Source organism: Mesorhizobium sp. B2-3-2, from assembly GCF_006442295.1.
GTDB lineage: Bacteria > Pseudomonadota > Alphaproteobacteria > Rhizobiales > Rhizobiaceae > Mesorhizobium.
This window is the reverse complement of sequence record NZ_VFWA01000021.1, coordinates 53,835-76,315: the sequence shown is the minus strand read 5'-3', so window position 1 is coordinate 76,315 and position 22,481 is coordinate 53,835. Positions and strand designations below refer to the sequence as shown.

22 protein-coding genes are annotated in these 22,481 nt (G+C 62.6%); 10 read left to right on the top strand and 12 right to left on the bottom strand.

Translation table 11 applies throughout. The annotated features are described in order from the left end of the window. Positions 1-34: 34 nt before the first annotated feature. Together scpA and FJ964_RS28865 are read right to left on the bottom strand one after the other, a co-directional pair. A complete protein-coding gene (gene scpA / locus FJ964_RS28870) occupies positions 35-2,155 on the bottom strand; it encodes a methylmalonyl-CoA mutase (protein WP_140553971.1) in 2,121 nt (706 codons plus the stop codon). After that, positions 2,152-3,594: a methylmalonyl-CoA mutase subunit beta gene (locus tag FJ964_RS28865; protein ID WP_140553970.1), complete on the bottom strand. Its 1,443-nt coding sequence runs from the start codon at positions 3,592-3,594 to the stop codon at positions 2,152-2,154. The genes scpA and FJ964_RS28865 overlap by 4 nt, the downstream gene beginning before the upstream one ends. A gap of 283 nt (positions 3,595-3,877) precedes the next feature. Here FJ964_RS28865 and FJ964_RS28860 point away from each other — a divergent pair, with 283 nt between their 5' ends. Then, positions 3,878-5,416 carry a helicase HerA-like C-terminal domain-containing protein gene (locus FJ964_RS28860; RefSeq protein ID WP_140553968.1) on the top strand — a complete coding sequence of 513 codons (1,539 nt, stop codon included), beginning with the start codon at positions 3,878-3,880 and terminating at the stop codon, positions 5,414-5,416. Positions 5,417-5,501: 85 nt separating this feature from the next. Here the strand turns inward: FJ964_RS28860 and FJ964_RS28855 are convergent, their stop codons facing one another. Together FJ964_RS28855 and FJ964_RS28850 are read right to left on the bottom strand one after the other, a co-directional pair. Continuing rightward, positions 5,502-6,326 (bottom strand): L,D-transpeptidase, encoded by an 825-nt coding sequence (locus tag FJ964_RS28855; protein WP_140553967.1) that lies wholly within the window; start codon positions 6,324-6,326, stop codon positions 5,502-5,504. A 217-nt stretch (positions 6,327-6,543) separates the two neighbouring features. Then, positions 6,544-7,206 carry a haloacid dehalogenase type II gene (locus FJ964_RS28850; protein WP_140494758.1) on the bottom strand — a complete coding sequence of 221 codons (663 nt, stop codon included), beginning with the start codon at positions 7,204-7,206 and terminating at the stop codon, positions 6,544-6,546. A 155-nt stretch (positions 7,207-7,361) separates the two neighbouring features. On the opposite strand from FJ964_RS28850, the gene FJ964_RS28845 reads away from it, so the two are divergent. The 4 genes from FJ964_RS28845 (at position 7,362) to FJ964_RS28830 (ending at position 10,573) form a co-directional block, all read left to right on the top strand. After that, the gene (locus FJ964_RS28845; RefSeq protein WP_140553965.1) at positions 7,362-8,240 is read left to right on the top strand and encodes a branched-chain amino acid aminotransferase; all 879 of its coding nucleotides are present in this window, start codon (positions 7,362-7,364) and stop codon (positions 8,238-8,240) included. 173 nt (positions 8,241-8,413) lie between these two features. Then, entirely contained in the window at positions 8,414-9,016 is a 603-nt protein-coding gene (locus FJ964_RS28840; protein ID WP_140553963.1) for a superoxide dismutase, read from the top strand. A 159-nt stretch (positions 9,017-9,175) separates the two neighbouring features. After that, on the top strand, positions 9,176-9,613 hold the full coding sequence (locus FJ964_RS28835) for a cytochrome c (RefSeq protein ID WP_140553962.1): 438 nt from the start codon (positions 9,176-9,178) through the stop codon (positions 9,611-9,613). 9 nt (positions 9,614-9,622) lie between these two features. Beyond that, the gene (locus FJ964_RS28830; protein ID WP_140553960.1) at positions 9,623-10,573 is read left to right on the top strand and encodes a cytochrome c; all 951 of its coding nucleotides are present in this window, start codon (positions 9,623-9,625) and stop codon (positions 10,571-10,573) included. Here FJ964_RS28830 and FJ964_RS28825 read toward each other — a convergent pair whose 3' ends face one another. The 3 genes from FJ964_RS28825 to FJ964_RS28815 form a co-directional block, all read right to left on the bottom strand. Then, the gene (locus FJ964_RS28825) at positions 10,574-10,963 is read right to left on the bottom strand and encodes an SET domain-containing protein-lysine N-methyltransferase (protein WP_140553958.1); all 390 of its coding nucleotides are present in this window, start codon (positions 10,961-10,963) and stop codon (positions 10,574-10,576) included. Between the two features lie 160 nt (positions 10,964-11,123). After that, positions 11,124-11,750, bottom strand: a complete 627-nt coding sequence (locus tag FJ964_RS28820; protein WP_140553957.1) for a LysE family translocator — start codon at positions 11,748-11,750, stop codon at positions 11,124-11,126. Positions 11,751-11,817: 67 nt separating this feature from the next. Next, a complete protein-coding gene (locus FJ964_RS28815) occupies positions 11,818-13,932 on the bottom strand; it encodes a S9 family peptidase (protein WP_140553955.1) in 2,115 nt (704 codons plus the stop codon). Positions 13,933-14,048: 116 nt separating this feature from the next. Here FJ964_RS28815 and FJ964_RS28810 point away from each other — a divergent pair, with 116 nt between their 5' ends. After that, positions 14,049-14,417: an SH3 domain-containing protein gene (locus FJ964_RS28810; protein ID WP_140553990.1), complete on the top strand. Its 369-nt coding sequence runs from the start codon at positions 14,049-14,051 to the stop codon at positions 14,415-14,417. Between the two features lie 429 nt (positions 14,418-14,846). Next, positions 14,847-15,272 carry a MucR family transcriptional regulator gene (locus FJ964_RS28805; protein WP_095089970.1) on the top strand — a complete coding sequence of 142 codons (426 nt, stop codon included), beginning with the start codon at positions 14,847-14,849 and terminating at the stop codon, positions 15,270-15,272. Between the two features lie 187 nt (positions 15,273-15,459). Here FJ964_RS28805 and FJ964_RS28800 read toward each other — a convergent pair whose 3' ends face one another. Continuing rightward, positions 15,460-15,888, bottom strand: a complete 429-nt coding sequence (locus FJ964_RS28800; RefSeq protein ID WP_140495047.1) for a SufE family protein — start codon at positions 15,886-15,888, stop codon at positions 15,460-15,462. 98 nt (positions 15,889-15,986) lie between these two features. Beyond that, the gene (locus FJ964_RS28795) at positions 15,987-16,337 is read right to left on the bottom strand and encodes a DUF5330 domain-containing protein (RefSeq protein ID WP_140553953.1); all 351 of its coding nucleotides are present in this window, start codon (positions 16,335-16,337) and stop codon (positions 15,987-15,989) included. 533 nt (positions 16,338-16,870) lie between these two features. On the opposite strand from FJ964_RS28795, the gene FJ964_RS28790 reads away from it, so the two are divergent. The 3 genes from FJ964_RS28790 to FJ964_RS28780 all read left to right on the top strand — a co-directional run bounded on the left by FJ964_RS28790 (position 16,871) and on the right by FJ964_RS28780 (position 19,774). Next, positions 16,871-18,616, top strand: coding sequence for a PAS domain-containing sensor histidine kinase (locus FJ964_RS28790; protein WP_140553952.1), 1,746 nt, complete (start codon positions 16,871-16,873; stop codon positions 18,614-18,616). Continuing rightward, entirely contained in the window at positions 18,591-19,355 is a 765-nt protein-coding gene (locus FJ964_RS28785) for a peptidoglycan-binding protein (RefSeq protein ID WP_140553950.1), read from the top strand. Before FJ964_RS28790 ends, FJ964_RS28785 begins: the two co-directional genes overlap by 26 nt. Positions 19,356-19,426: 71 nt before the next feature. Then, on the top strand, positions 19,427-19,774 hold the full coding sequence (locus tag FJ964_RS28780) for a DUF1491 family protein (RefSeq protein ID WP_140553948.1): 348 nt from the start codon (positions 19,427-19,429) through the stop codon (positions 19,772-19,774). Here FJ964_RS28780 and FJ964_RS28775 read toward each other — a convergent pair. The 3 genes from FJ964_RS28775 to FJ964_RS28760 all read right to left on the bottom strand — a co-directional run bounded on the left by FJ964_RS28775 (position 19,752) and on the right by FJ964_RS28760 (position 22,352). Beyond that, the gene (locus FJ964_RS28775; protein ID WP_140553947.1) at positions 19,752-20,783 is read right to left on the bottom strand and encodes a hypothetical protein; all 1,032 of its coding nucleotides are present in this window, start codon (positions 20,781-20,783) and stop codon (positions 19,752-19,754) included. The two genes, FJ964_RS28780 and FJ964_RS28775, sit on opposite strands and share 23 nt — an antisense overlap. A gap of 422 nt (positions 20,784-21,205) precedes the next feature. After that, entirely contained in the window at positions 21,206-21,775 is a 570-nt protein-coding gene (locus tag FJ964_RS28765; RefSeq protein WP_140553944.1) for a DUF1254 domain-containing protein, read from the bottom strand. After that, on the bottom strand, positions 21,768-22,352 hold the full coding sequence (locus FJ964_RS28760) for a DUF1214 domain-containing protein (protein WP_140553942.1): 585 nt from the start codon (positions 22,350-22,352) through the stop codon (positions 21,768-21,770). Before FJ964_RS28760 ends, FJ964_RS28765 begins: the two co-directional genes overlap by 8 nt. Between the last annotated feature and the right edge of the window lie 129 nt (positions 22,353-22,481).

Here is a 22,481-nt window from a genome sequence, read left to right as displayed (position 1 = left end):
GGAGGAAGGCCCGGACACGCTCATTGCCGAGAATTCACGATACCAGCAGCCGGTCCATCAGCCGCTCCGCCGCTTCCGGGATCACGGTACCGGGCGGGAAGATCTCCGCCGCACCCGCTTGCAGCACGGCATCATAGTCCTGCGGAGGGATCACGCCGCCGGCAACGATCAGCATGTCGCCGTGGCCGAGCCTCTTCAGCGCATCCCTGAGTTCCGGGATGAGCGTCAGATGTCCCGCCGCCAGCGATGACGCGCCGACAATGTGCACATCCTGCTCGTGGGCGAGCTTCGCGATCTCCTCCGGCGTCTGGAACATGGCGCCGACGGTGACATCGAAGCCGAGGTCGGCAAAGGCTGTGGCGATTACCTTCTGGCCGCGGTCATGTCCGTCCTGTCCCATTTTGGCGACCAGGATGCGCGGCTTGCCGCCGGTCTTCTTTTCGAACGCGCCGATCTTCTCCTGCAGCCGGTCGACGGCCGGATTGTCGCCGAGCGCCTGGCGGTAGACGCCGGAAATCGTCTGCACCGAAGCGACGTGGCGGCCAAAGACCTTTTCCAGGGCCAGCGAAATCTCCCCGACCGTCGCATTGGCGCGCGCGGCACGGATGGCGAATTCGAGCAGGTTGTCGCCGCTCTCGGCCGCGCGGGAGAGCGCTGCGAGCGCATTCTCGAGCACGGCGACGTCGCGGGTGCCCTTCAGCCGCTGCAGCTTCGATAGCTGCCGGGCTCTTACCTCGGCATTGTCGATCTTCAGGACATCGACTTCTATGTCCGTGCCGGGCCGGTGCGCGTTGACGCCGACCAGCATCTGCTCGCCTGAATCGATGCGCGCCTGGGTGCGGGCGGCTGCCTCTTCGATGCGCAGCTTGGGAATGCCCTTCTCGGTCGCCGCGGCCATGCCGCCGAGCGCCTCGACCTCCTCGATATGGGCAAGCGCACGCGCCGCCAGATCATGCGTCAGCCTCTCGATATAAGCCGAACCGCCCCACGGATCGATGATGCGCGTGGTGCCGGATTCCTTTTGCAGGATCAACTGCGTGTTGCGGGCGATACGGGCCGAATGATCGGTCGGCAGCGCCATGGCCTCGTCGAAGGAATTGGTGTGCAGCGATTGTGTATGGCCCTGTGTGGCGGCCATCGCCTCGATCATCGTGCGGATGATGTTGTTGTAGGGATCCTGCGCCGTCAGCGACCAGCCAGAGGTCTGGCAGTGGGTGCGCAAGGACAGCGAACGCTCGTCCTTCGGCGAAAAATTCTTCATCATCAGGCTCGACCACAGCAGCCGCGCCGCCCTGAGCTTGGCGACTTCCATGAAGAAGTTCATGCCAACAGCCCAGAAGAAGGACAGGCGCGGGGCGAAGCGGTCGATGTCGAGCCCGGCGGCGACGCCGGCGCGGGCATATTCGATTCCGTCGGCGATCGTGTAGGCGAGTTCCAGGTCCGCCGTCGCGCCGGCCTCCTGCATGTGATAGCCGGAGATCGAGATCGAGTTGAATTTCGGCATGTTCTTCGACGTGTAGGAGAAGATGTCCGAAACGATCCGCATCGAGGGTTTTGGCGGATAGATATAGGTGTTGCGGACCATGAACTCCTTCAGAATGTCGTTCTGAATGGTGCCAGTGAGATCCTTCTGCGCAACGCCCTGTTCCTCGGCCGCCACGATGTAGAGCGCCATGATCGGCAGCACCGCGCCGTTCATGGTCATCGACACCGTCATCTCGCCGAGTGGAATGCCGTCGAAGAGCTGGCGCATGTCGAGGATGGAATCGATGGCCACGCCCGCCATGCCGACATCGCCGGCCACCCGCGGATGGTCGCTGTCATAGCCGCGATGCGTGGCGAGATCGAAGGCGACCGACAGGCCTTTCTGGCCGGCGGCAAGATTGCGCCTGTAGAAGGCGTTGGACTCTTCCGCCGTCGAGAAACCGGCATATTGCCGGATCGTCCACGGCTGCTGGACATACATGGTTGGATAGGGTCCGCGCACGAAGGGAGGCATGCCCGGATATGTGTCGAGATGCGGCAGCCCCTTGAGGTCGCCCTGATTGTACAGATGTTTGACGGCAAGGCCTTCCGGCGTCATCCGCTGGCCCTTGATCTCGACCGGCGCCCGCCGCGGCGGCGCCCAGCCGACCTGGCTGAAATCCGGAATCAAGAAGCGGCTCCGATCGCTTGATCGATGCGGACCGGAAACAGCGGCTCGCACATGACGATGCCTTCCGTGAAGGCAGGTCGCCGCTCCGCGGCCAGCGTCTCGACCGCGCGCTCGATTTTCTGCGGATAGAGCGTGGCGCCGACGATGGCGCGCTCGCGGGATCGGAAGGCGGCGGCGCGCTGGGAGGCGGCGGTGCGAACGCGCTCCTGTATGTGTCCCTCCTTAAGGCTGGACAGCACGCCGCCCTCGGCCTCGATCGCCTGCAACTCGGCCCAGGCCGCTTCGCAGAGGCCAGCGGTGAGCGCTTCGACGCCACCGGAGCCGCAGGCGGGATCGGCGACCTGATCGATGTGGCTTTCATTGGCCATGATCAACTGCGCGTTACGGGCCACGCGGCGTGCGAAAGGCGCCGGCAGGCCATGCGCGACGGTGTGCGGCAGGATGGCGATCGAATCGGCTCCACCCGCCGCCGCGGCGAAGCAGGCGATCGTCGTGCGCAGGATGTTGGTCTCCGGATCCAATGCCGTCATCATGCGAAACGACGTCTCGGCGTGAATATTGGCCGTCGAAGTCGGGATCGAGCAAGCCTCTTGGACGCGAGCCCACAGTCTGCGCAAGGCCCTGACCTTGGCAATCGACAGGAACTGATTCTGGTCGGCGCTCAGCGCAAACCCGATATGGGGCGCTGCGTAGACGAGCGGTTGCCGCGCTTTCTCAAACATCCTGAGATAGGAGACGGCCGAAGCGAGCATGATGCCAAGCTCCTGCGCCTCCGTGGCGCCGGCATTGTGGAACACCCGCCCATCCGCCTCTAGCAGCACGCCGGGTACGCCCATCGAAAAGAAATGCGCCAGCGATTGCGGCATGGATTCCTGCAGCGCCTCGATCGACATGCGCAACCGGCCGGTTCCGGCCAGGATAGCCGCAGGATCGATGCCGAAGGAGAGGTTGAGCTTTGCCGGGTCGGAGCGGCGCTTGCCAAGGAACGCCACCAGCCAGTCGGCCATGGGGCGGCTCCACGGATGGGCGTCGATGCGGATCTGGACGCGGTTCAACGGTATGCCGTCCAGAACCGTCTCCAGCGCCTGCGCCGTTCTCGGCAGGCCGTAGCCGAACGCGTTCGGGGCGCCTTCGAAGACGAGCGACAATCCCGTCGCACCCTGCGCGACATCCTCCAGCGCCTGGGCTTTGGCGCGACCAATGTCGGGATCGTCGATGCGCTGGCTGACGATCCACGGCGATCCGGGGTTGGCGCGCACGATGGGCTCCGCCGCCGCCGCGCGCTCATAAATCGGTTCCACGCGGATGCCGTCATCGGTGTGCGAGACCAGTTTTTCCTCAAAGGATGCGCCGGCGAGCGCCTTTTCAGCCAAGGCCAGCCATCGCTGCCGGTCGGCATTCGGAAGTTCGTTATCCCTGGTCAAGGCTCCGGCGCTCATCCACTGTCCTCGTCACTATGCGGCCGCATCAGCCTGGAGCACTTCAGTCTACGGGTCCCGGTGCGATACCGCAATGCAATGCGCTTCCAAGACTCGAATTCGATCCCTCGAGCGTACACCAGCCTTCGAGCACGAAGCATGAACGATTGCCAAACACGGGCAAAATCCGCAAGCTCCAAAAAAGGCCATTTTCGCTGACTGCCATTGTCGCTGTGCAGGGGCGCTACTATACCTTCGGGCAAGGGGCTGGTTCTATACACAGCAGTTTGCGGAGACCGGACATATGGCTGACGACACCATTTTCATCGGCGCCAGCCGCAAGCCCGACGACAGCTATCAGCGCGGGGAAAAACTGCTTTTGCAATATGGCAACCGTCACGGCCTGGTGACCGGTGCCACCGGCACCGGCAAGACGGTTACCTTGCAGATATTGGCCGAGGGATTCTCCAATGCCGGCGTGCCGGTGTTCTGCGCCGACATCAAGGGCGACCTCTCCGGTATCGCCATGATGGGCACGGCGCAGGATTTCCTGGTCAAGCGCGCCGAGCAGGTCAAGCTCGACCCCTATGACTTCCAGGAATTCCCCGTCATCTTCTGGGATCTGTTCGGCGAACAGGGCCACCCCATCCGCGCCACCGTCTCCGAGATGGGCCCGCTGCTCTTGTCGCGGTTGATGAATCTGTCCGAAGCCCAGGAAGGCATTATGAACATCGCCTTCCGCATCGCCGATGAGGAAGGCCTGCTGCTGCTCGACCTCAAGGACCTGCAGGCGCTGCTCGCCAATATCGCCGGCCGAGCCGAAGAGATCAGCGCCCGCTACGGCAATGTGACGAAACCCTCGGTCGGCGCCATCCAGCGCACGCTGCTGGTGCTGGAACAGCAGGGGGCGGCGAATTTCTTCGGTGAGCCGGCATTGCGCATCGCCGACATCATGCGCACCACCCGCGATGGTCGCGGCGCCATCAGCGTGCTGGCCGCCGACAAGCTGATGATGAATCCGCGGCTCTACGCGACGTTCCTGCTTTGGCTGATGTCGGAACTGTTCGAGGAGCTGCCCGAAGTGGGCGATCCCGAGAAGCCGAAGCTGGTTTTCTTCTTCGACGAGGCCCATCTGCTTTTCGACGACGCGCCGAAGGTGCTGATCGACCGCGTCGAGCAGGTGGTGCGCCTGATCCGCTCGAAGGGCGTCGGCGTCTATTTCGTCACTCAGAACCCTCTGGATATTCCTGAAAAGGTCTTGGCCCAGCTCGGCAACCGCGTCCAGCACGCGCTACGCGCCTACACGCCGCGCGAGCAGCAGGCGGTAAGGACCGCAGCCGAGACGTTCCGGCCAAATCCGGATTTCGATTGCGCGACCGTGATCACGCAACTGGGCACCGGCGAAGCGCTGGTTTCAATGCTGGAAGCCAAGGGCATCCCGTCCATGGTCCAGCGCACGCTGATCCGCCCGCCGTCGTCACGGCTGGGGGCGATAACCCCCGCCGAGCGCCAGAAGCTGATCCAGGAAAGCCCGGTGATCGGCCAGTACGATGAGCGTGTCGATCGCGAATCGGCTTTCGAGATGCTGCAGAAGAAGGCCAAGGACGCTGCGGATGCCGAGGCACAGCAGGCCGAGGCCGGCCGTTCACGCTGGACCATTCCGGGCTTCGGCAATGATGCCCCGCCGCAGCAGCCCGGCGGCAGACGCTCCCCTCAACCGCGCCCGTCCAACCGCCAGACGGTGGCGGAAGCCGCGATCAAGTCGGTGGTGCGCTCTGTCGGCTCGTCGGTCGGCCGCGCCATCGTGCGCGGGATACTTGGCAGTCTGTCGAGGGGCAGATAGGCAAGCGCGATCGCGCAACGGCCATGCGGGGATAGGCTGATGTGGAGGGTGAAGGCGGCGAGTCGCCGCATTCACCTCCCTCCGATCAGAAAATCGCGTCGGTCACCGCTTTCACCGGGCCAAGCAGCACCGATCCGTCCGGCACGCCGGCATCGATCGGGATGGCCTTGTGGTTCGCCGTCGCCACCATGGGCTGGCTGGCGTCGCTGGTCACGATGACCGGGGTCTTCGAAGGCACGCGGTCATAGAGGTCTATAATGTCCTGGTTCATCAGGCGCACGCAGCCCGACGACACCGACTTGCCGATCGAACGCCATTCCGGCGAGCCGTGCAGTCGGTAGAGCGTGTCGACGTTGCCCTGGAAGAGATAGAGCGCACGTGCACCGAGCGGGTTTTTCAGCCCGCCCGGCATGCCGCCATTGTCGGCGCTGTATTGCCTCAGTTCCGGCTGCCGGGCGATCATCTCGTCCGGCGGCGTCCATTTCGGCCACTTCTGTTTCCACTGGACGACGGCATCGCCAGACCATTCGAAGCCGGCGCGGCCGAGGCCGACGCCGTAGCGGATCGCCTGGCCGCCCGGACGAACCAGATACAGGAAGTGCCCGGTCGTATCGACGACGATGGTTCCCGGCTTCTGGCCGGTCGGGTCGGGCACGATCTGGCGCAGGAATTGCGGATCGATCCTGTCGACGGGAATGGCCGGCACTTCGAAACCGCCATCACTGACGGCGGCGTACATCGTCACGTAGTCGGCGAGCGGCGGCTCGACGTAGGCCGGTGGCGGTGGCTCGACTGGCCCGGATCCGGTGGTGGCGCATGCGGAAACCGCGATCGAGGCGGCGCCCAGGGCTGCGGCGTTGAGAAAGCCGCGACGGCTCAGGCGATAGGATTCGATTTCGGCTGGGAACATGGTTGCCTTCTTTAAGTCTGAAATCGCAACAAAGCGTGAATATGCCGACCGTTGCGAGGGTGCCTGATCAACACTTGGGCGCGATAGGCGGTTCCGAATCTGGCCTCAAGGTGGACAAACAAAGGCGAAGCTGTGACCGCGTCGCCACTGTGGCGCTACGGTCACAGGAGTGTGCGGCCTGGAGCGAAAACCAGGCTTACCTTTTGGGCCGCATGCGTTAGCCACCTGTGACAAGGGCATCGAGCGACGGCAGGATCAGGGCCGGTGGAAAATCCCGATACTCCTCCGGCTGGTTGGAGCGGTTGATCCACACGGTGCGGAAGCCGAACTTGGTCGCGCCGGCAATGTCCCAGCGGTTGGACGACTGGAAGGAGACCGCACCCGGATAAAGGCGCCAGCCCGTGGTGACCATGTCGTAGACCGACGGATCGGTCTTGAAGCGCCGTACCGCATCGACGGAATAGATATCGTCCAGCACCTGATCGAGCGCCGCCGATTTAACGGCTGCCTCCAGCATTTCCGGTGAACCGTTGGACAGGATTGCCAGCTTGGCGCCGGACGCCTTGAGCGCCTTCAGTACGGCGGGCACTTCCGCATAGCAGTCCAGCCGCCAATAGGCGTCCAGCAATGCCGCCTTGAGGCCGGGATCGGCAGAGGGCACCTTGTGCAACGCGAAATCAAGTGCCTGCTCGGTGAGTTGCCAAAAATCGGCATAGGCGCCCATCAACGTACGCACCCAGGAATATTCGAGTTGCTTGGCGCGCCAGATCTCGGACAGCAACTGGCCGTCCGGTCCGATGGCGTCGGCGTGGCGGCGCACGGCGGCATGAACATCGAACAGCGTGCCGTAGGCGTCGAAAACATATGCGGCGTATTGCATGGCAACAGTTTTGAGGCGAGGCGAGGCAAGGTGCAAGTCTTGATTGCAGCGCGCCGTCCGTGGCCTCAACAAAACTCCGCGATGCTGGTTGACGACGCCGGCCAAAGCGTCATCCAATGCCGCAACACGAGATTGGATCGAAACGGGACAAAGCAATGACACTGGCGGCTGCCGCACTTTCCGCGACATGGACTTTCGTCGACGGCGATTGGTACGAGGGCAATGTCGCCGTTCTTGGTCCGCGCAGCCACGCAATGTGGCTCGGCACCAGTGTGTTCGACGGCGCCCGCTGGTTCGAGGGTGTCGCTCCCGATCTTGAGCTTCATGCCGCGCGCGTGAATGCCTCGGCGATCGCGCTGGGTCTCAAGCCCTCGATGACGGCCGAGAAGATCGTCGGGCTGACCTGGGACGGATTGAAGAAATTCGATGGCAAGACGGCTGTCTATATCAGGCCGATGTATTGGGCCGAGCACGGCGGCTATATGGGCGTGCCGGCCGATCCCGCCTCGACCCGTTTCTGCCTGTGTCTCTACGAATCGCCGATGATCTCGCCGACCGGCTTTTCCGTGACGGTATCGCCGTTCCGACGCCCGACTATCGAAACCATGCCGACCAACGCCAAGGCCGGCTGCCTCTATCCCAACAATGGCCGTGCCATCCTCGAAGCCAAGATGCGCGGCTTCGACAACGCCCTGGTGCTCGACATGCTGGGCAACGTCGCCGAGACCGGAACCTCGAACATCTTCCTGATCAAGGACGGCCACGTCCTGACGCCGGCGCCGAACGGCACCTTCCTGTCCGGCATCACCCGCTCGCGCACGATGACGTTGCTTGGCGAGTACGGGTTCAAGACCACCGAAAAGGCGCTGTCGGTGCGTGAATTCCTCGAGGCGGATGAGATTTTCTCGACCGGCAACCATTCCAAGGTCATTCCGATCACGCGTATTGAGGACCGCAGCCTGCAGCCCGGGCCGGTGGCCAAGAAGGCGCGGGAGCTCTATTGGGATTGGGCGCATTCGACGGCGGCGGGCTGATCCGCCCAGGCTTTTTGTCGCAATGCGCCCGGTTTCCGGAAACTGTGTGACAGTTCTCCGGAACCCGCTTAGAAAGAGCACCCGGCGCTTCACTTTTCGGAGTTGTCCGAACCCAATCCAGACCTATCTTAGTCCGGTATCGACACCGGATTTTCCTTGAGGGAGTACCTTCCATGGCTTTTGAATTGCCCGCTCTGCCTTACGACTATGAGGCCTTGCAGCCCTATATGTCGAAAGAGACGCTGGAATATCACCACGACAAGCACCACAAGGCCTATGTCGACAACGGCAATAAGCTTGCCGCCGAAGCCGGCCTTGGCGATCTGTCGGTAGAAGAGGTGGTCAAGCAGTCGTTCGGCAAGAATGCCGGCCTCTTCAACAATGCCGCTCAGCACTACAATCACATCCATTTCTGGAAGTGGATGAAAAAGGGCGGCGGCGGCAACAAGCTGCCGGGTGCGTTGCAGAAGGCTTTCGACAGCGATCTGGGTGGCTACGACAAGTTCAAGGCCGACTTCATCGCCGCCGGCACGACCCAGTTCGGTTCCGGCTGGGCCTGGGTTTCGGTCAAGGATGGCAAGCTGGCGATCTCGAAGACGCCGAACGGCGAGAATCCCCTCGTCCATGGCGCGACGCCGATCCTCGGCGTCGATGTCTGGGAGCACTCCTATTACATCGACTATCGCAACGCCCGGCCGAAATATCTCGAGGCCTTCGTCGACAGCCTGATCAACTGGGATCATGTTCTCGAACTCTACGAAAAAGCGAAAGCCTGATCGAGATTAAGAAAGCCCCGGCACCCCCGGGGCTTTTGTTTTTCTGTGCCGGGATCCCACAGCAGCAAAGGTCTGGCAAAATCGTCGGGGGAAGGAATATTCCTCCCGCCACGTCCGTTAACGTCCTGTCCGAAATGCCTTCATCATGGAGCCAATTGAATGAGAAAGCTTGTCATCGCCATCTCTATGCTCGCGTTCGCCGGTTCGGCGGCCTTTGCTGACCCGATCCTCGACCGCCAGGCCCTGATGAAGGAACGCGGGAAGATCGTCGGCGGCCTGTCGAAAGTGGTTAAGGGTGAGGAGCCCTTTGATGCCGCCGCCGTACTGACTGCGCTCCAGGCGCTCCAGGCGAACGCGGAAAAATTCGACGCCGACGTCCTGTTCCCGGCGGGCAGCGACACGGGCGACACCACGGCGGCGCCGAAGATCTGGCAAGACATGGCCGGCTTCAAGGCGACAGAAGACAAGTATCTTGCCAACGTCAAGGCTGCGGTCGCCGCGGCCCCAGCCGACGTGGATTCCCTGAAGACGCAAATCGGCGTCATCGGCTCCGACTGCGGCACCTGCCACAAGGGCTACAGGGTCAAGAAAGGCTGATCGCCGGCCATGGCATGGCTGAGGAAGTTGGTCGGCGCCGCACTCGTGCTCGGCGGCGTCGGCGCGGTTGCCGCGTGGACGCTTTCGGCGCCGGTGAAGCTCGATGCGGAAATCATGGCCAAGCTCGCGCCTGGTGACGCGGCCAGAGGCAAGCGCATTTTTTATGCCGGCGGCTGCACCTCCTGCCATGCAAAACCCGGTTCGAAAGGCGATGGGCTGCTCGAACTTGTCGGCGGCCTTGAACTCAAGACCCCGTTTGGCACGTTTGTGCCGCCCAACATTTCGCAAGACCCCAAGGACGGCATCGGCGCGTGGTCGGCCGAGGATCTCGCCAATGCCATGCTGAAGGGTGTCTCGCCGTCGGGCGAGCATTTCTATCCGGCATTTCCCTATACGTCCTACGCGCGCATGAAGCCCGCCGACATTGCCGATCTCTATGCCTTCCTGAAGACGCTGCCGGCGGTTGCCGGCCGAGCGCCGGCCAATTCATTGAGTTTCCCGTTCAACATCCGTCGCGGCATCGGCTTGTGGAAACGGCTCTATCTCAGCCAGCAGCCTGTTGTGTCCCTGCCCGAAGGCGCGCCTGGTCCTGTGATTGCCGGTCGCTACCTGGTTGAGGGACCGGGTCATTGCGGCGAGTGTCACACGCCGCGTGACCTTGCGGGCGGGACAAGGAAGAGCGAGTGGCTGGCTGGAGCCACAGCCGCCGAAGGCAGCGGCGTCGTCCCCAACATCACCTCCGGGGAGGGCGGTATCGGCGACTGGTCGCAGGCCGACATCGCCAATTATCTCGAAACCGGCTTCACGCCCGATTTCGACTCCGTCGGCGGGGCCATGGTCGATGTGCAGAGGAACATGGCCGAACTGGCGCCCGAGGACCGCGCGGCGATCGCGGCCTATCTCAAGGCGGTTCCGCCGCATCCGAACGGCTATCCGGCGCGAAAAAAACCGGCGAACTGACTACGGGTGGCGATCGCCCAGGAAGTCGAAACCCGCCTCGAAGAAATGATTGTAGTTGCAGGTCAGTTCCTCGCCGGCCGCGATGTCGCGCAACGCAAAGCTTTCCTCGGGCGAGGATACGTCGCAATTCGGCTCGTCGGCGTGGTTCATGTAGCGTGCATCGTCGGCCTCGAAGACGATGTAGTTCGGATCTCGTCTGTCCGGATAGGCATAGCGGTCGAGATAACTCTTCACCGGTCCTATCTGGCTCTCATAGGTCTCGACCTCGATGAGCCGGTCGAATCTCGGGTCCAGCTTCCAGATCATCGTGCCGCGGGAAATGGCATTCTTGGCAAAGACACCAATCCCCTGGATGGGGGATTTGTCGAGATAGACGTCGACGAGCAGCATGGCAGGCCCTTGTGCGATTGTGGGCTGTCATGGCCCGGGACAAAACGCGCCTTGGGTAGCGCGGGGGCATCGCAATTGCGAGCGAAAACCAGCAACACGGAATTCAAAAACCACTGATTGCCCGGCTCGCCGAGAAGGCCGCGCCGGTCATCGTTTCGCGTCAGCGCTGCTGAAGCGCCAGCCGCACGCCCAGGCCGCAGTAGATGCCGCCGACAATCTTGCCCTGCCATTTCAACACCGTGGGATTTCGACGCAGGAAAGTGCCAAGCCCGCCTGCGCTCACCGCGAAAACCACTGTGCTGAAGAGGCCCAGCAGAACAAAGATGATCCCCAATACCGCCAGTTGGAGCATCACCGATCCGTTTTCGGGCCGCACGAACTGTGGCAGGAACGCGAGGAAGAAAAGCGCCGTCTTGGGGTTGAGCATCTCAGTCAGTATGGCTTGCCGAAACGCCTTGCCCGCCGAGATTGGGAGCCCGCCGGCGACGAGATCGGCCGCTGTCTTTTCCATGATCGCGCGAATACCGAGATAAACGAGATATGCCGCACCGATATACTTTACGGCGCTGAACAGCACCGCCGATGTGGCGATGATCGCCGAGATGCCGACCATGGCCGTGAAGGTGTGAAACACGTCGCCAGCCGCGATCCCTGCGCCGGTTGCGATGCCGGCTTTGGTTCCCGAACTCGTTGCCCGCGCGACCGTCAGCAGCGTGGCGGGGCCGGGAATAAATACAAAACCGAGCACCACGGCGACATAGGTGGTCAATGTGGCCAGGTCGATCATTGCTCGTATCCTCCTCGGCGTTCGTCGCCGATCAAGTCACGCCAGGGGCCGAAAGGCAATGACCGCTTCAGCCCTGCGGCCCTGTTGCCTTGCCTGTCACTTTCAAGGCGAATGAGTATGTGTAGGCGATCTCCTCCAGTCGGGAAAACCGGCCGGACGCGCCGGCATGGCCCGATTCCATGTTGATCTTGAACAGAACCGGATTGTCGCCCGTCTTGCGCTCGCGCAGCCGCGCCACCCATTTGGCCGGTTCCCAATAGGTGACACGCGGGTCGGTGAGACCGGCCAGCGCCAGGATCGGCGGATAGCCGAGCGCAGCGACATTGTCATAGGGCGAGTAGGCGGCGATCGTCCGGTAGTCGTCCGCCGACGCGATCGGATTGCCCCATTCAGGCCACTCAGGCGGGGTCAGCGGCAGGCTGGCGTCGAGCATGGTGGTGAGCACATCGACGAAAGGCACCTCGGCAACGATGCCGCCGAAACAGTCCGGCGCCATGTTGGCGACCGCGCCCATCAGCATGCCGCCGGCGGATCCACCTTGCGCGACGATGCGGTCATGCACAGTGTAGTGTTCGGCGACCAGATGGCGTGCACAAGCGATGAAATCGGTGAAAGTGTTCATCTTGTGCGCCCGCTTGCCGTCATCGTACCAGCCATAGCCCTTGTCCTTGCCGCCGCGGACGTGGGCGATCGCAAAGACAAAGCCGCGGTCGACCAGCGAGAACCAGTTGGTGTTGAAGGCCGCCGGCACTGTGATGCCATAGGAACCGTAGCCGTAAAGCAGGCAAGGCGCGGAGCCGTCCAGCGGGGCATCGCGGTGGTACAAGAGCGAGACCGGCACCAATTCGCCATCGGCCGCGGGCGCCATCAGCCGACGCGTGACATAGTGCTCCGGCTCATGGCCGGACGGCACCTCCTGGGTCTTGAGCAACACGCGCTCGCGGGTGCGCATGTTGTAGTCGAAGACCTGCGCCGGCGTCGTCATCGATGAATAGGTGAAGCGCATGATCTCGGTGTCGTATTCCAGGGATCCCGACAGGCCGAGCGAAAACGCCTCCTCGTCGAAGGAGATCAGGTGTTCCTCACCGGTTGCCCGGTCGCGCACGACGATGCGCGGCAGGCCCTCCTTGCGCTCCAGCCTGACCATATGGTTCTTGAAGCCGATCACCGACAGGATCAGCCGGCCGGCCTCGTGCGGAACCAGCTCCTGCCAGTTGGCGCGGATCGGATCGCTCGCCGGCGCCGTCATGATCTTGAAGTCCTTGGCCCCATCGGCGTTGGTCAGGATGAAGAAAATGTCGCCGCCTTCCTCCATCTCGTATTGAACACCGGTCTCGCGCGCCGCCACCAGCTTCGGCTCGGCAAACGGCTCACCGGCGTTCAGCAGCCGGTATTCCGAGGTCTCGTGGTCGTTGATGGCAACCATGATCCATTCATTGGAACGCGTGCCGCCGACATTCATGAAGAAGCCGGGATCGTTTTCCTCATAGATCAGCCGGTCACTTGCCGGATCCTGCCCAAGCGCATGGAACAGCACCTTGGAGGGGCGGTGGCTGGGGTCGAGCCGCGTATAGAAAAAACCGTCATTGCCAGCGTTCCACACCCCCGAACCGCCTGTGTCGGGAACCGTGTCCGCGAGTTCCTTGCCGTCGGAGAGGTTGCGCACCCGAAGCGTATAGAATTCGGAGCCCTTGTCGTCGAACGCCCATAAAAGCTTGCCATGGTCGGCCGAATGATCGACGCCGCCAAGCCGGAAATAGGCCTTGCCTTCGGCCTCGGCATCGCCGTCGAGCAGGATATGCTGTGCGCCGCCGTCCCGCGGCATGCGGAAATAGCGCGGCTGCTCGCCGCCGAGTTTGAAGGAGGAGCCGTACGCGTAGGGTCCGTCCTTCATTGGCACGGAAGAATCGTCTTCCTTGATGCGGCCCTTCATCTCCTTGAACAGCCGCTTCCGCAAATCGGCCGTGTCGGCCATCAGTTTCGACTGGTAGGCGTTCTCAGCTTCGAGATGGGCGCGGATGCCCGCATCGAGCAATGCGGGATCCCTGAACATCTCCTGCCAGTTGTCGGCCCGCAGCCAGGCATAGTCGTCCGTTCGCGTGATACCGTGATGCGTGTCGAAAACCGGCCGCTTCTCGGGCGTTGGCGGGGTGACATCTGGGAATGCAGAAGTTTTGGTCATTGCGTCTCGCTTTGGAAATGTCCTGAATGGCCAATGAACACGCCGATCAGCGCGGGTTCAAGAGCCGGGCCTTATTGCTGCGCCGGGCTCCAGAAAGTGGGCCGGGAGGAGAAATGATGAATATCTATGCTCGCACCGTCGCGGCTCTCGCCGTTGTTTCCGCAACCATGGCCATCGCCAGCCAATCTCATGCGACCGTATTCGCCGCTTGGCAAGTGGCCAACGTGCCGTTCGGCGACACGCTCAACGTGCGCAAATATCCCTCGGGCACCTCCCAGAAACAGGCCGCATATCCGAACGGCACCGTTTTGCAGATGACCGGACGATGCACCGGCGGGACGAACCTGCTCGACATCGCCAATCAGCCGGCATGGAAGCAGCAGCAGGCGGTTCGCTTTCGCTGGTGCGAAGTCTGGCATGATCCGGCCAAGAACGGCGGTTTCGTCACCGGGTGGGCCTATGGCAAATACATCGCTCCGTATTGAGTAATCCCGAGCTGGTCGGCTGCACTGCGCGTGAGGGCCGGCAATGGCAGAGGTAAGCAACCTCTGGTTTTGCGAAGGAGGGTGAGCAACCAAGATTGTCGGCGCGATCGCCAAGCAAAGCAAAGCACTCGGAGATGCTTTGTGAGTTAGCGCGAATGTAATGGTTAGCTAACGCCGCGTCACCGGCCGTTGGTTTCGCCTGCGAAATATCGAAAAATTACATCGTGCACGAAAGATTGAAGCTGATCCGGAAATATTTGATCAACATCGCTCAATATAGTGCAAGGATCGAATTGACTTACTTGCTAAGTAGGTTCATTGATGCCCCCGCGACGCGAATCGCAGAAGCTCTGTCTGCACAAAATTCGTGCAATGCCTTGCCTGTAAAAAAGGGCGCACTAAACTAACTCTCGTTGGGGCCTGAAGACCATGGATATTGTCGAAACACCTTCCAGAAACAGCGACGCGCTGATCGAGCTGACCGCCGACGTGGTGGCTGCCTATGTCAGCAACAATCCCGTGCCGGTCGGCGAACTGCCGAACCTAATCTCCGATGTCCATGCTGCTCTCGGGCGTGTGGGCGGAACCGCCGAACAGCCGCCCGCCGACAAGCAGAAGCCGGCAGTGAACCCGAAGCGCTCGGTTCATGACGACTACATCGTGTGCCTTGAAGACGGCAAAAAGTTCAAGTCGCTCAAGCGTCACCTGATGACCCACTATGATCTGACGCCGGATCAGTATCGCGAAAAGTGGAACCTCGACCCGAGCTACCCGATGGTTGCCCCGAACTACGCGGCCGCCCGCTCCCAGCTCGCCAAGAAGATGGGCCTCGGCCGCAAGCGCAAGGCCCGCTAAGCATTTGCTGCCAGGTGAGTACACTTGGCATCGCAGAATGCGGTTCAAACGATAGATAGAGCCGGATGGACAGTTCAACCGGATCGACATCGGCGCCTTCGGGCGCCGTTTTACTTTGCCGGCCGGGCCGGGACAGCGCTGGTACCAGTGCGCGGCATGATGCGATCGGCTGATCGCAGAGGCGATATCAGGCCGTCTGCTCGAGTGCGGCCTCTGCGTCGCGCCTGATGCGCTTGACCATCGAGCGAAGGCCGTTGGCGCGCTGCGGCGACAGGTGCTCGTCCAGGCCGAGCGCCTTGAGCGTCGCTTCCGCATCGATTTTCTGGATTTCGCTGGCGGTCTTCCCGGAGAACAGCGCCAGCATGATCGCCACCAGCCCGCGTACGATATGGGCGTCCGAATCGCCCCTGAAAGTGATGACCGGATCGCCGCCCGGTCCCCGTTCGGTGGTCAGCCAGACCTGGCTGACGCAGCCCGGCACCTTGTTGGCGGCGGTGCGTTCCTCATCCGGGAATGGCGGCAGCGCCTCGCCGAGTTCGATGACATAACGATAGCGGTCCTCCCATTCGTCGAGGAAAGAGAAGTCGTCGCGGATCGTCTGGATCGTGGTCGTCATGACAGGGATATAGTCATCCACCATCGCCGCGTCACGGAAAAACAAGGACACCGCGGGCGTCGAGAGGCAGACTGCCCGCGGTGCGCCGTCGAAACGGCTTAATTCTTTACCGGCAGGTTGACCGTCTCCGGCAAGACGACTTCTTGCGGAACGCTGCCGGTCATTGTGGAGATGTCGGGGCCTGCGGACTTGTCGTCCAGCATGGCGGCCGCGATCTTGGCTGTCTCCTTGGCCCTTGCGGTGATGGTGTGCATTGCCGACTTGCCGGTCTCACAGACATCGGGCTTGCGTTCGCAAATGCCGGCGATGTCGCCGACCGCGTCGCGGGCCGCGAACAGGGCCTGGATCGGTCCTACGCTTTCCTGGCCCGGCTCGCCGGGGCCGACGCCCAGCGGCAGTGCCAGCAGCACTAGCGAAAACCAGAAAGCCATTCTCATCAGGAAGAACATGTTCGCCTCTCGTCGTGACCGGATCATGCATCCATGAGCATGACCTCTTTTGTGGGCGGGATATTGGCACACAGGCGCAAAGGCCGGCTTGCGGGTTAGCCGAGAATTTTCTTCAAATTTGAGGCAAATTCGAAACGAAGCGTTTTGCTGTCGATTTGTCTCAGATTGGGATCATTTTTCTTATCATCCATTAACCATATACTCCCTTGTTTCTATTGCATTTTCCACAAAATCAGGCGGTCGGTGCGCTGCGGCTGGCCACGCCACGGGCGGTCCCTGCGGATAACCCTCCGTTTACTATGGTGGCATTTGCCCGGGTTTTCGGGCGCTCCCATCCCGATATTCGCCGTGGGCCGAGCCTTGGGTCGGCCCTGCCTTATCCATTCTTTAAAGGCTGGGTGCGAGTTTCAGAGTCAATCAAAACGATCTGCAAAAGCAGAGCTGTTCACGACGAGTGCGGGTGCGTTGAGTTGATGCCGATCAAGGCCAGATACGTTGAATTGCCTGGCGCAATGGCGGCCGGTTGCGAACGTATGGTCCATCCCTCCATTCTTGGGCTGGACGACCGCGAGCGTCAGCGCCGCTTTATCGGCGCCATGCTGGCCGCTCCGTTCTTTGCCGCCGGTGCCGCGGTCACGCTCGTCACGTCAGGCATGGGCGCAGCCGTCACCGTGGCCGCCATCTTCGCGGCCTTTGGTCTCTGCTGGTTCATCGCCTTGCTGGTGGCCGCGACCGGAAGGATGGATCTGGCCGGCCGGGCGGCGCTGGCGATCGCGGGACTTGCGCTCGCCGGTCTTGTTGCCGCTGCCGGCGGGCTGAGCTCTCCAGTCGCGATGCTTGTCGTGGCGCTGCCGTTCGAAGCCTGGTGGATCAGCGCCTCTCGCCGCGCGGCGCTGTGGGGGGCCGTTTGCGCCGTCGTCGCCATTCTGTTGCAGCCTGTGGCGGCAACCGTCCTCCCGCACGCCGGGGTGCCGATCGCCGCGTGGCACTGGCTGCTGCCATTGGCCTGGGCGCTGACGCTGGTGCCGCGTATATCGGCGGTTCGCAATGCGGCGGCTGCGGCCGACGTAGGGGACCCCGGCGATCGTCTCGAAGACATGATCGACGCGGTGGTCCTGCGCGTCGCCCGCCATGGCGAGGTTATCGATGCCTCGGCAAAGGCACGTACGCTATTGAAACTGCCCCCGGAACTGCTTTGCGGAACCGGGCTTTTCGATCGCGTGCATCTGTCGGATCGCGTCTCCTATCTCAGTGCCTTGGCCGACATGCGCGACGGGGCGCTGTCGCGCAGGTTGGAGTTACGCGTCAGGCTGCCGCAGGACGGCAATGGACAGAATGGCAATGGCCCGGCGGACAACTATCGGCCGTTTTCGCTCGAACTGATGCGCGCGCAGGAGCAGGGCGACGTTTTCACGCTTGTCCTGCGCGAGAACGACGAGGTCGCTCGCTTGCGTGAAGACCTCGGTGCCGCCAATGACGCCGCGGCCGCCGCCGAAGTGGCGAAAGGGCGCTTCCTGGCGGTGGTGAGCCACGAACTGCGCACGCCGCTCAATGCCATCATCGGATTCTCCGACATGCTGCTGCACGAGATGTTCGGCGCCTTCAAGGATCCGCGGCAGAAGGAATATGTCGGTCTGGTGCGCGATTCCGGCCAGCATCTGCTTGCCGTCGTAACCTCCATCCTCGACGTGTCGCGGATCGAATCCGGCGTCTATGCGACCGAACCGGAGCCATTCCGCTTCATGGAAGCCGTCGACATGTGCCAATCGATGATGCGGCTGCAGGCGCAGGCCAAGAACATCGATCTCAAGGCGCAGATCGCGCCGGACGCCGGCGAAATCAACGCCGACCGACGCGCGGTGCAGCAGATCCTCATCAATCTCGTTTCCAATTCGATCAAGTTCACGCCCGATGGCGGCGATGTCGTCGTCGGCGCCAAGCGGATCGGTTCGCGCCTGCATTTCTGGGTCCGGGACACCGGCATCGGCATCGCCGAGGAAGATTTCGCCAATCTCGGCAAGCCGTTCATGCAGATCCAGAACGACTATACCCGCCGTTTCGAGGGGACCGGCCTTGGCCTATCGCTGGTCAAGGGGCTGGTGGCGCTGCACGAAGGCACCATGTCGATCGAAAGCATGCCGGGCGAGGGCACCACGGTCACCATCAGCCTGCCGGTGAACGGGCCGAAAGGGCGCCCGGCGGACAAGGCCGGGGTGCTGACGATGCCGCTGGCCAGGGCGAAAGGGGACGGAAATGGCGCGCTCCGCAAAACAGCCTAAGGCGGCCAAGCGCCGTAGCAACGCCTTCCAGGACGGGGCCCTCGCCATCGGCGGCATGATTTCGCGCAATCCCGTCCTGGTAGGAGGGTCGACGGCATTCCTGGTGACGCTGTTCTACGTTTCGGCTAATGCGCTGTGGTACCAGCCTTTTCCGCATACCGGAGCCTTCTTCGCGACCCGCAGCACACAGGGCGTTCCGCATGCGGCCGCTGATGAGCCGGAGACCACCTTCAATATCGTGCGGCCAGGTACCGCGCCGGCGCCGGTCAAGGGCGATCCGGTGGTCGAGCAGGTGCAGGGCATATTGAAGGATCTCGATTTCTACGCCGGCACGGTCGACGGCATTTCCGGACCCAACACGCGCAAGGCGATCCAGGCCTATCAGCAGAAGGTCGGGCTCAACACGTCCGGCGAGATCGACGCGCTGCTGCTTGATCAACTGGGCGCGACCCCGAAGACCGCCGCCGTGCCGAAACCGCAACCGCGTCCCGAAGTGTCGCAGGCGGTTCCAGTGTCGCTTCAGACCGATACGGCTTCCCAAGCGCCGGATCCTCGCATTGTCAAGATACAGGCCGGGCTCAAGGCCTTCGGCAATGACGACATGCAGCTCGACGGCGTCGTCGGTGCCCGTACCAAGGCGGCTATCAAGGAATTCCAGTCGCTGTTCGGTCTGCCGCAGACCGGCGAGCCCGACGAACTGGTCTATGTCAAGATGCGCGAGATCGGCCTGACCAACTGACGGCGCAGATAACGGGTCGCCCAGCGGTGTAAATACCGATAGATAGTCCGCATGCTGTCCGGACTTTTCTCATGCGCGTGACCACGGATCTGTGGGTATCGGCCCTGTTGCGTCGGGTTTTCGGCGCGGGCGGATTTGCCGCCGTGGTCAAGCGCGGCGCGACCGAAGCCGGCGCCGTGTTCGTCCTGACGCGGAGCCGGCTTGGTGAAATCGCCCTCTATGGGCCGGCGCCGCAGACGAGCTACGATTCGGCCAAGCCCGACGAGCGTTTCTTTAGCCTTCTCGCCACCGCCGCCGATGCTTCGGTGCTGGACGCCAGGCTGGAACGCGAGAAGAAATTCGATCCCGACATCTGGGTTGTTGAGATCGAGGCCGGCGCTGTTCCTGTCGAGGAGCTTATTTCCGTGAAGATGCCCTGAGGCCAGGAAAGGCCGCTGCATCGTCACTGTTCGACGCCTCGCGGCTGGCGCTGTTGGCGGGGGCGGCGTCGCGAACCACATCGGACAGGGTCTCGGCCTTCCATTCCCGCACCTTGTCCAGCGCCGCGTCGCGGTGCAGGAGCCGGTAGCGATCGAGGAAGGTGCGGATCGCCTGCGGATTCGGAAACTCGCGGGAGTAGACGGCAACCGTGATCAGGAATGCCCGGTCCTCGCTGAGGTCGAGCGAGCGCAGCGCCGCCAGCAGTGGCAGGTAATTCTGGTTCGCCGTCAGCGACCTGGCGGTTGAGAAATCGATATCGAGCGCATCGGCGAGCGCGGTCTGGAAGAAGGCGGCGTTTCCGGTCAGCGCCGTCTCCCGCAATCTGGCATAGGTGTCGGCTCCGGTGAACGGACCGACCTGCGCCGACTGCGCCTCCTCGCCGGTCCGCATCATGGAGCGCAGCCTGCGCCGGGCATTTTCCGCACCAACGCCCGGCGTCTGCTGCTTCGCCGCGCTGTCGGCGGCCGGCGCCTTCAAGGGAGCGGTTTGTGCCGGGGAGGCTTCCGCTTCCGGATCGCGCACCCGCACCAGCGTCGGCCTTTCCAGCGCCCTGATCAGATCGGCGATGGTTGGATTCAGGTTCTTGCGGCGCGCGATCGCGCGCGCATGCGGCAGCCCGTGCCGGCCGATCAGCGCAATGAGGTCGATGTCACCGACTGCGCGCGAGCGGATGAGCAAGGGGGCGGCGATGTCCACCGGCTCCTCGCACAGGCGTCGCACCAGCCCGGCAGGAGCGTATTCGCATTCAGAGAGAGCCGCCGCCACGTAGCGGCGCGATTCGACGGAGACGTTGTCGAACAGCGGCAGCGTCAGATCTTCCAATTGGCCGATTTCACGGCGGGACGGCCGCGTAAGCGAGCAGAACGCAGACACCGCTGCGCGGAACAGCCTTTCGGCCTTTCCCGATTCCGTCCCTACCGCGATTTGCCTGAAGTCCGAAGATGACACGAGGGATACGCCCGATACTCTATACACGCTTGACCATGCTCGACCGGAACGTGTCGGTTTCGCGATTGCCTCGGTCAGGATGTCCTGACCTTAGAACAAAGATCAATTTAGCCGGGATCCGTTAGCGCTCCGTTAACCCTCTGCCGGCCTTAATGATATTTGGAGGCGTTGCGTTGTGCTCCGGGCAACCGAGAGGAATACGCGAACCATGGGCATGGTACTGTCTTTCGTGCCGAGAACGGCACCGACCAATCGAGCAAAGCAAACCGCCGAAATACCGGCGGCGGTGATCATCTTTCCCGGCATCCGCTATGAGCGGTCCGCCGCGGCGGAAGCGCGGCCAGCCGGCCCTGACAAACCGGGATCGCCACGCACGCCAGTGCCGCATCACTGAACTGATGCGGATTGTCCGGGCCGCGGGTCTAAAAGTCCTGCAGCTCGCACGAACTCTGCTCCAGAAAGCGCGAGACGATCGACTTCCAGCTGTCGTCCGGCACGAAGCTGCGGATGACGAATATGCCCTCGTCGATCGGCGCTTCGACGAAGATCGCTCCCTGAAGCTCCTCGGGAAGGTCCCTGCGCATGTCGATCATCTGGGCCGGCGTCAGCACCACGGCATCCAGCTTGCCCCCGGTCGCCGTGTGGTCGTTGAATGAATAGATGTTGTGGCCGTTGCGGTCATAGACCGACACCGACCAGAAGGGCACATTGCCCGGCGCCCTGATCCTCACCATTCCCTCATCCAGGTCGAACCGGCAAGCCGTCGCATAAAACAGCGGGTCGACCGATTTCACCACCGGTGCGCCGCCCGCCTCGGCATCGAGCCGGGTCATCCGGTAGAGATCCGACGCCAACGACAGCCGCGACCAGGCATCGCGTTCCGAGAATTCAGGCACCAGAAGCAGCACGACGATATGCACGATGCCGGCCCCGACGAGGCCGAGAAGGACGGCATGCACAAGTCTGCGCATCACGGCGTAGACACTACGCATCGCAGCCGACCTTGGTGATCTTGGGCAGCGAAACATCCGACAGGCCGGTGCTGCTGGCGATCGGCGTGTCGTAGAATGTCAAAACGAAATACATCCTGCCGGAACCGTCGGTCAGCAGCCAATTGCCAGGCATCGGGTGATGGCCGACGGAAATGAGCACCGAATTGTCGGATTGGCGCAGCACGCCATAGGATTGAAGCGCGGCAAGCCGCGATTTGCCGGTCTCGACCACGCTGAGCGATTGGTCGGCGGCATAGAGGGTCCAGAACCGGGCGGTCGGAAATCCGCCTTCGATCGTGTAGGTGCATTCGCGCCTGAGCTCTCCGCCAGCTGCGTCGTCCTCGGCGACAAAGGACAGCCCTTCGGCGCGGCCGAGCGCGAGCACGCCCTCGCGCGCCACGCGGGCCTTGGAATAGGGGTCGGCTGTGGGTGTGCCGATATCGGGAAAGGCGGTCCACTGGCCGATCCTGATCGCCCCGACGCCATCCTGCATGTTCAGCGCGTACCAGACGCTGGCACCGCCGCCGCCGATGGCTATGGCAAGCGAAAGCAGCGTCAGGAAGGCGTTCTTGAGCATGAAAGGCCGGGCGCATGAAGAATTGCCGTTCGGGGATATCGCGGCGCGGGGTCGTGTGGCAAGCCGCAGGACGCGGATTCGGAAGGTGCGGCTTTTGCTTCTTCCCGAAGACAGAAGGGAAAAGGCGCC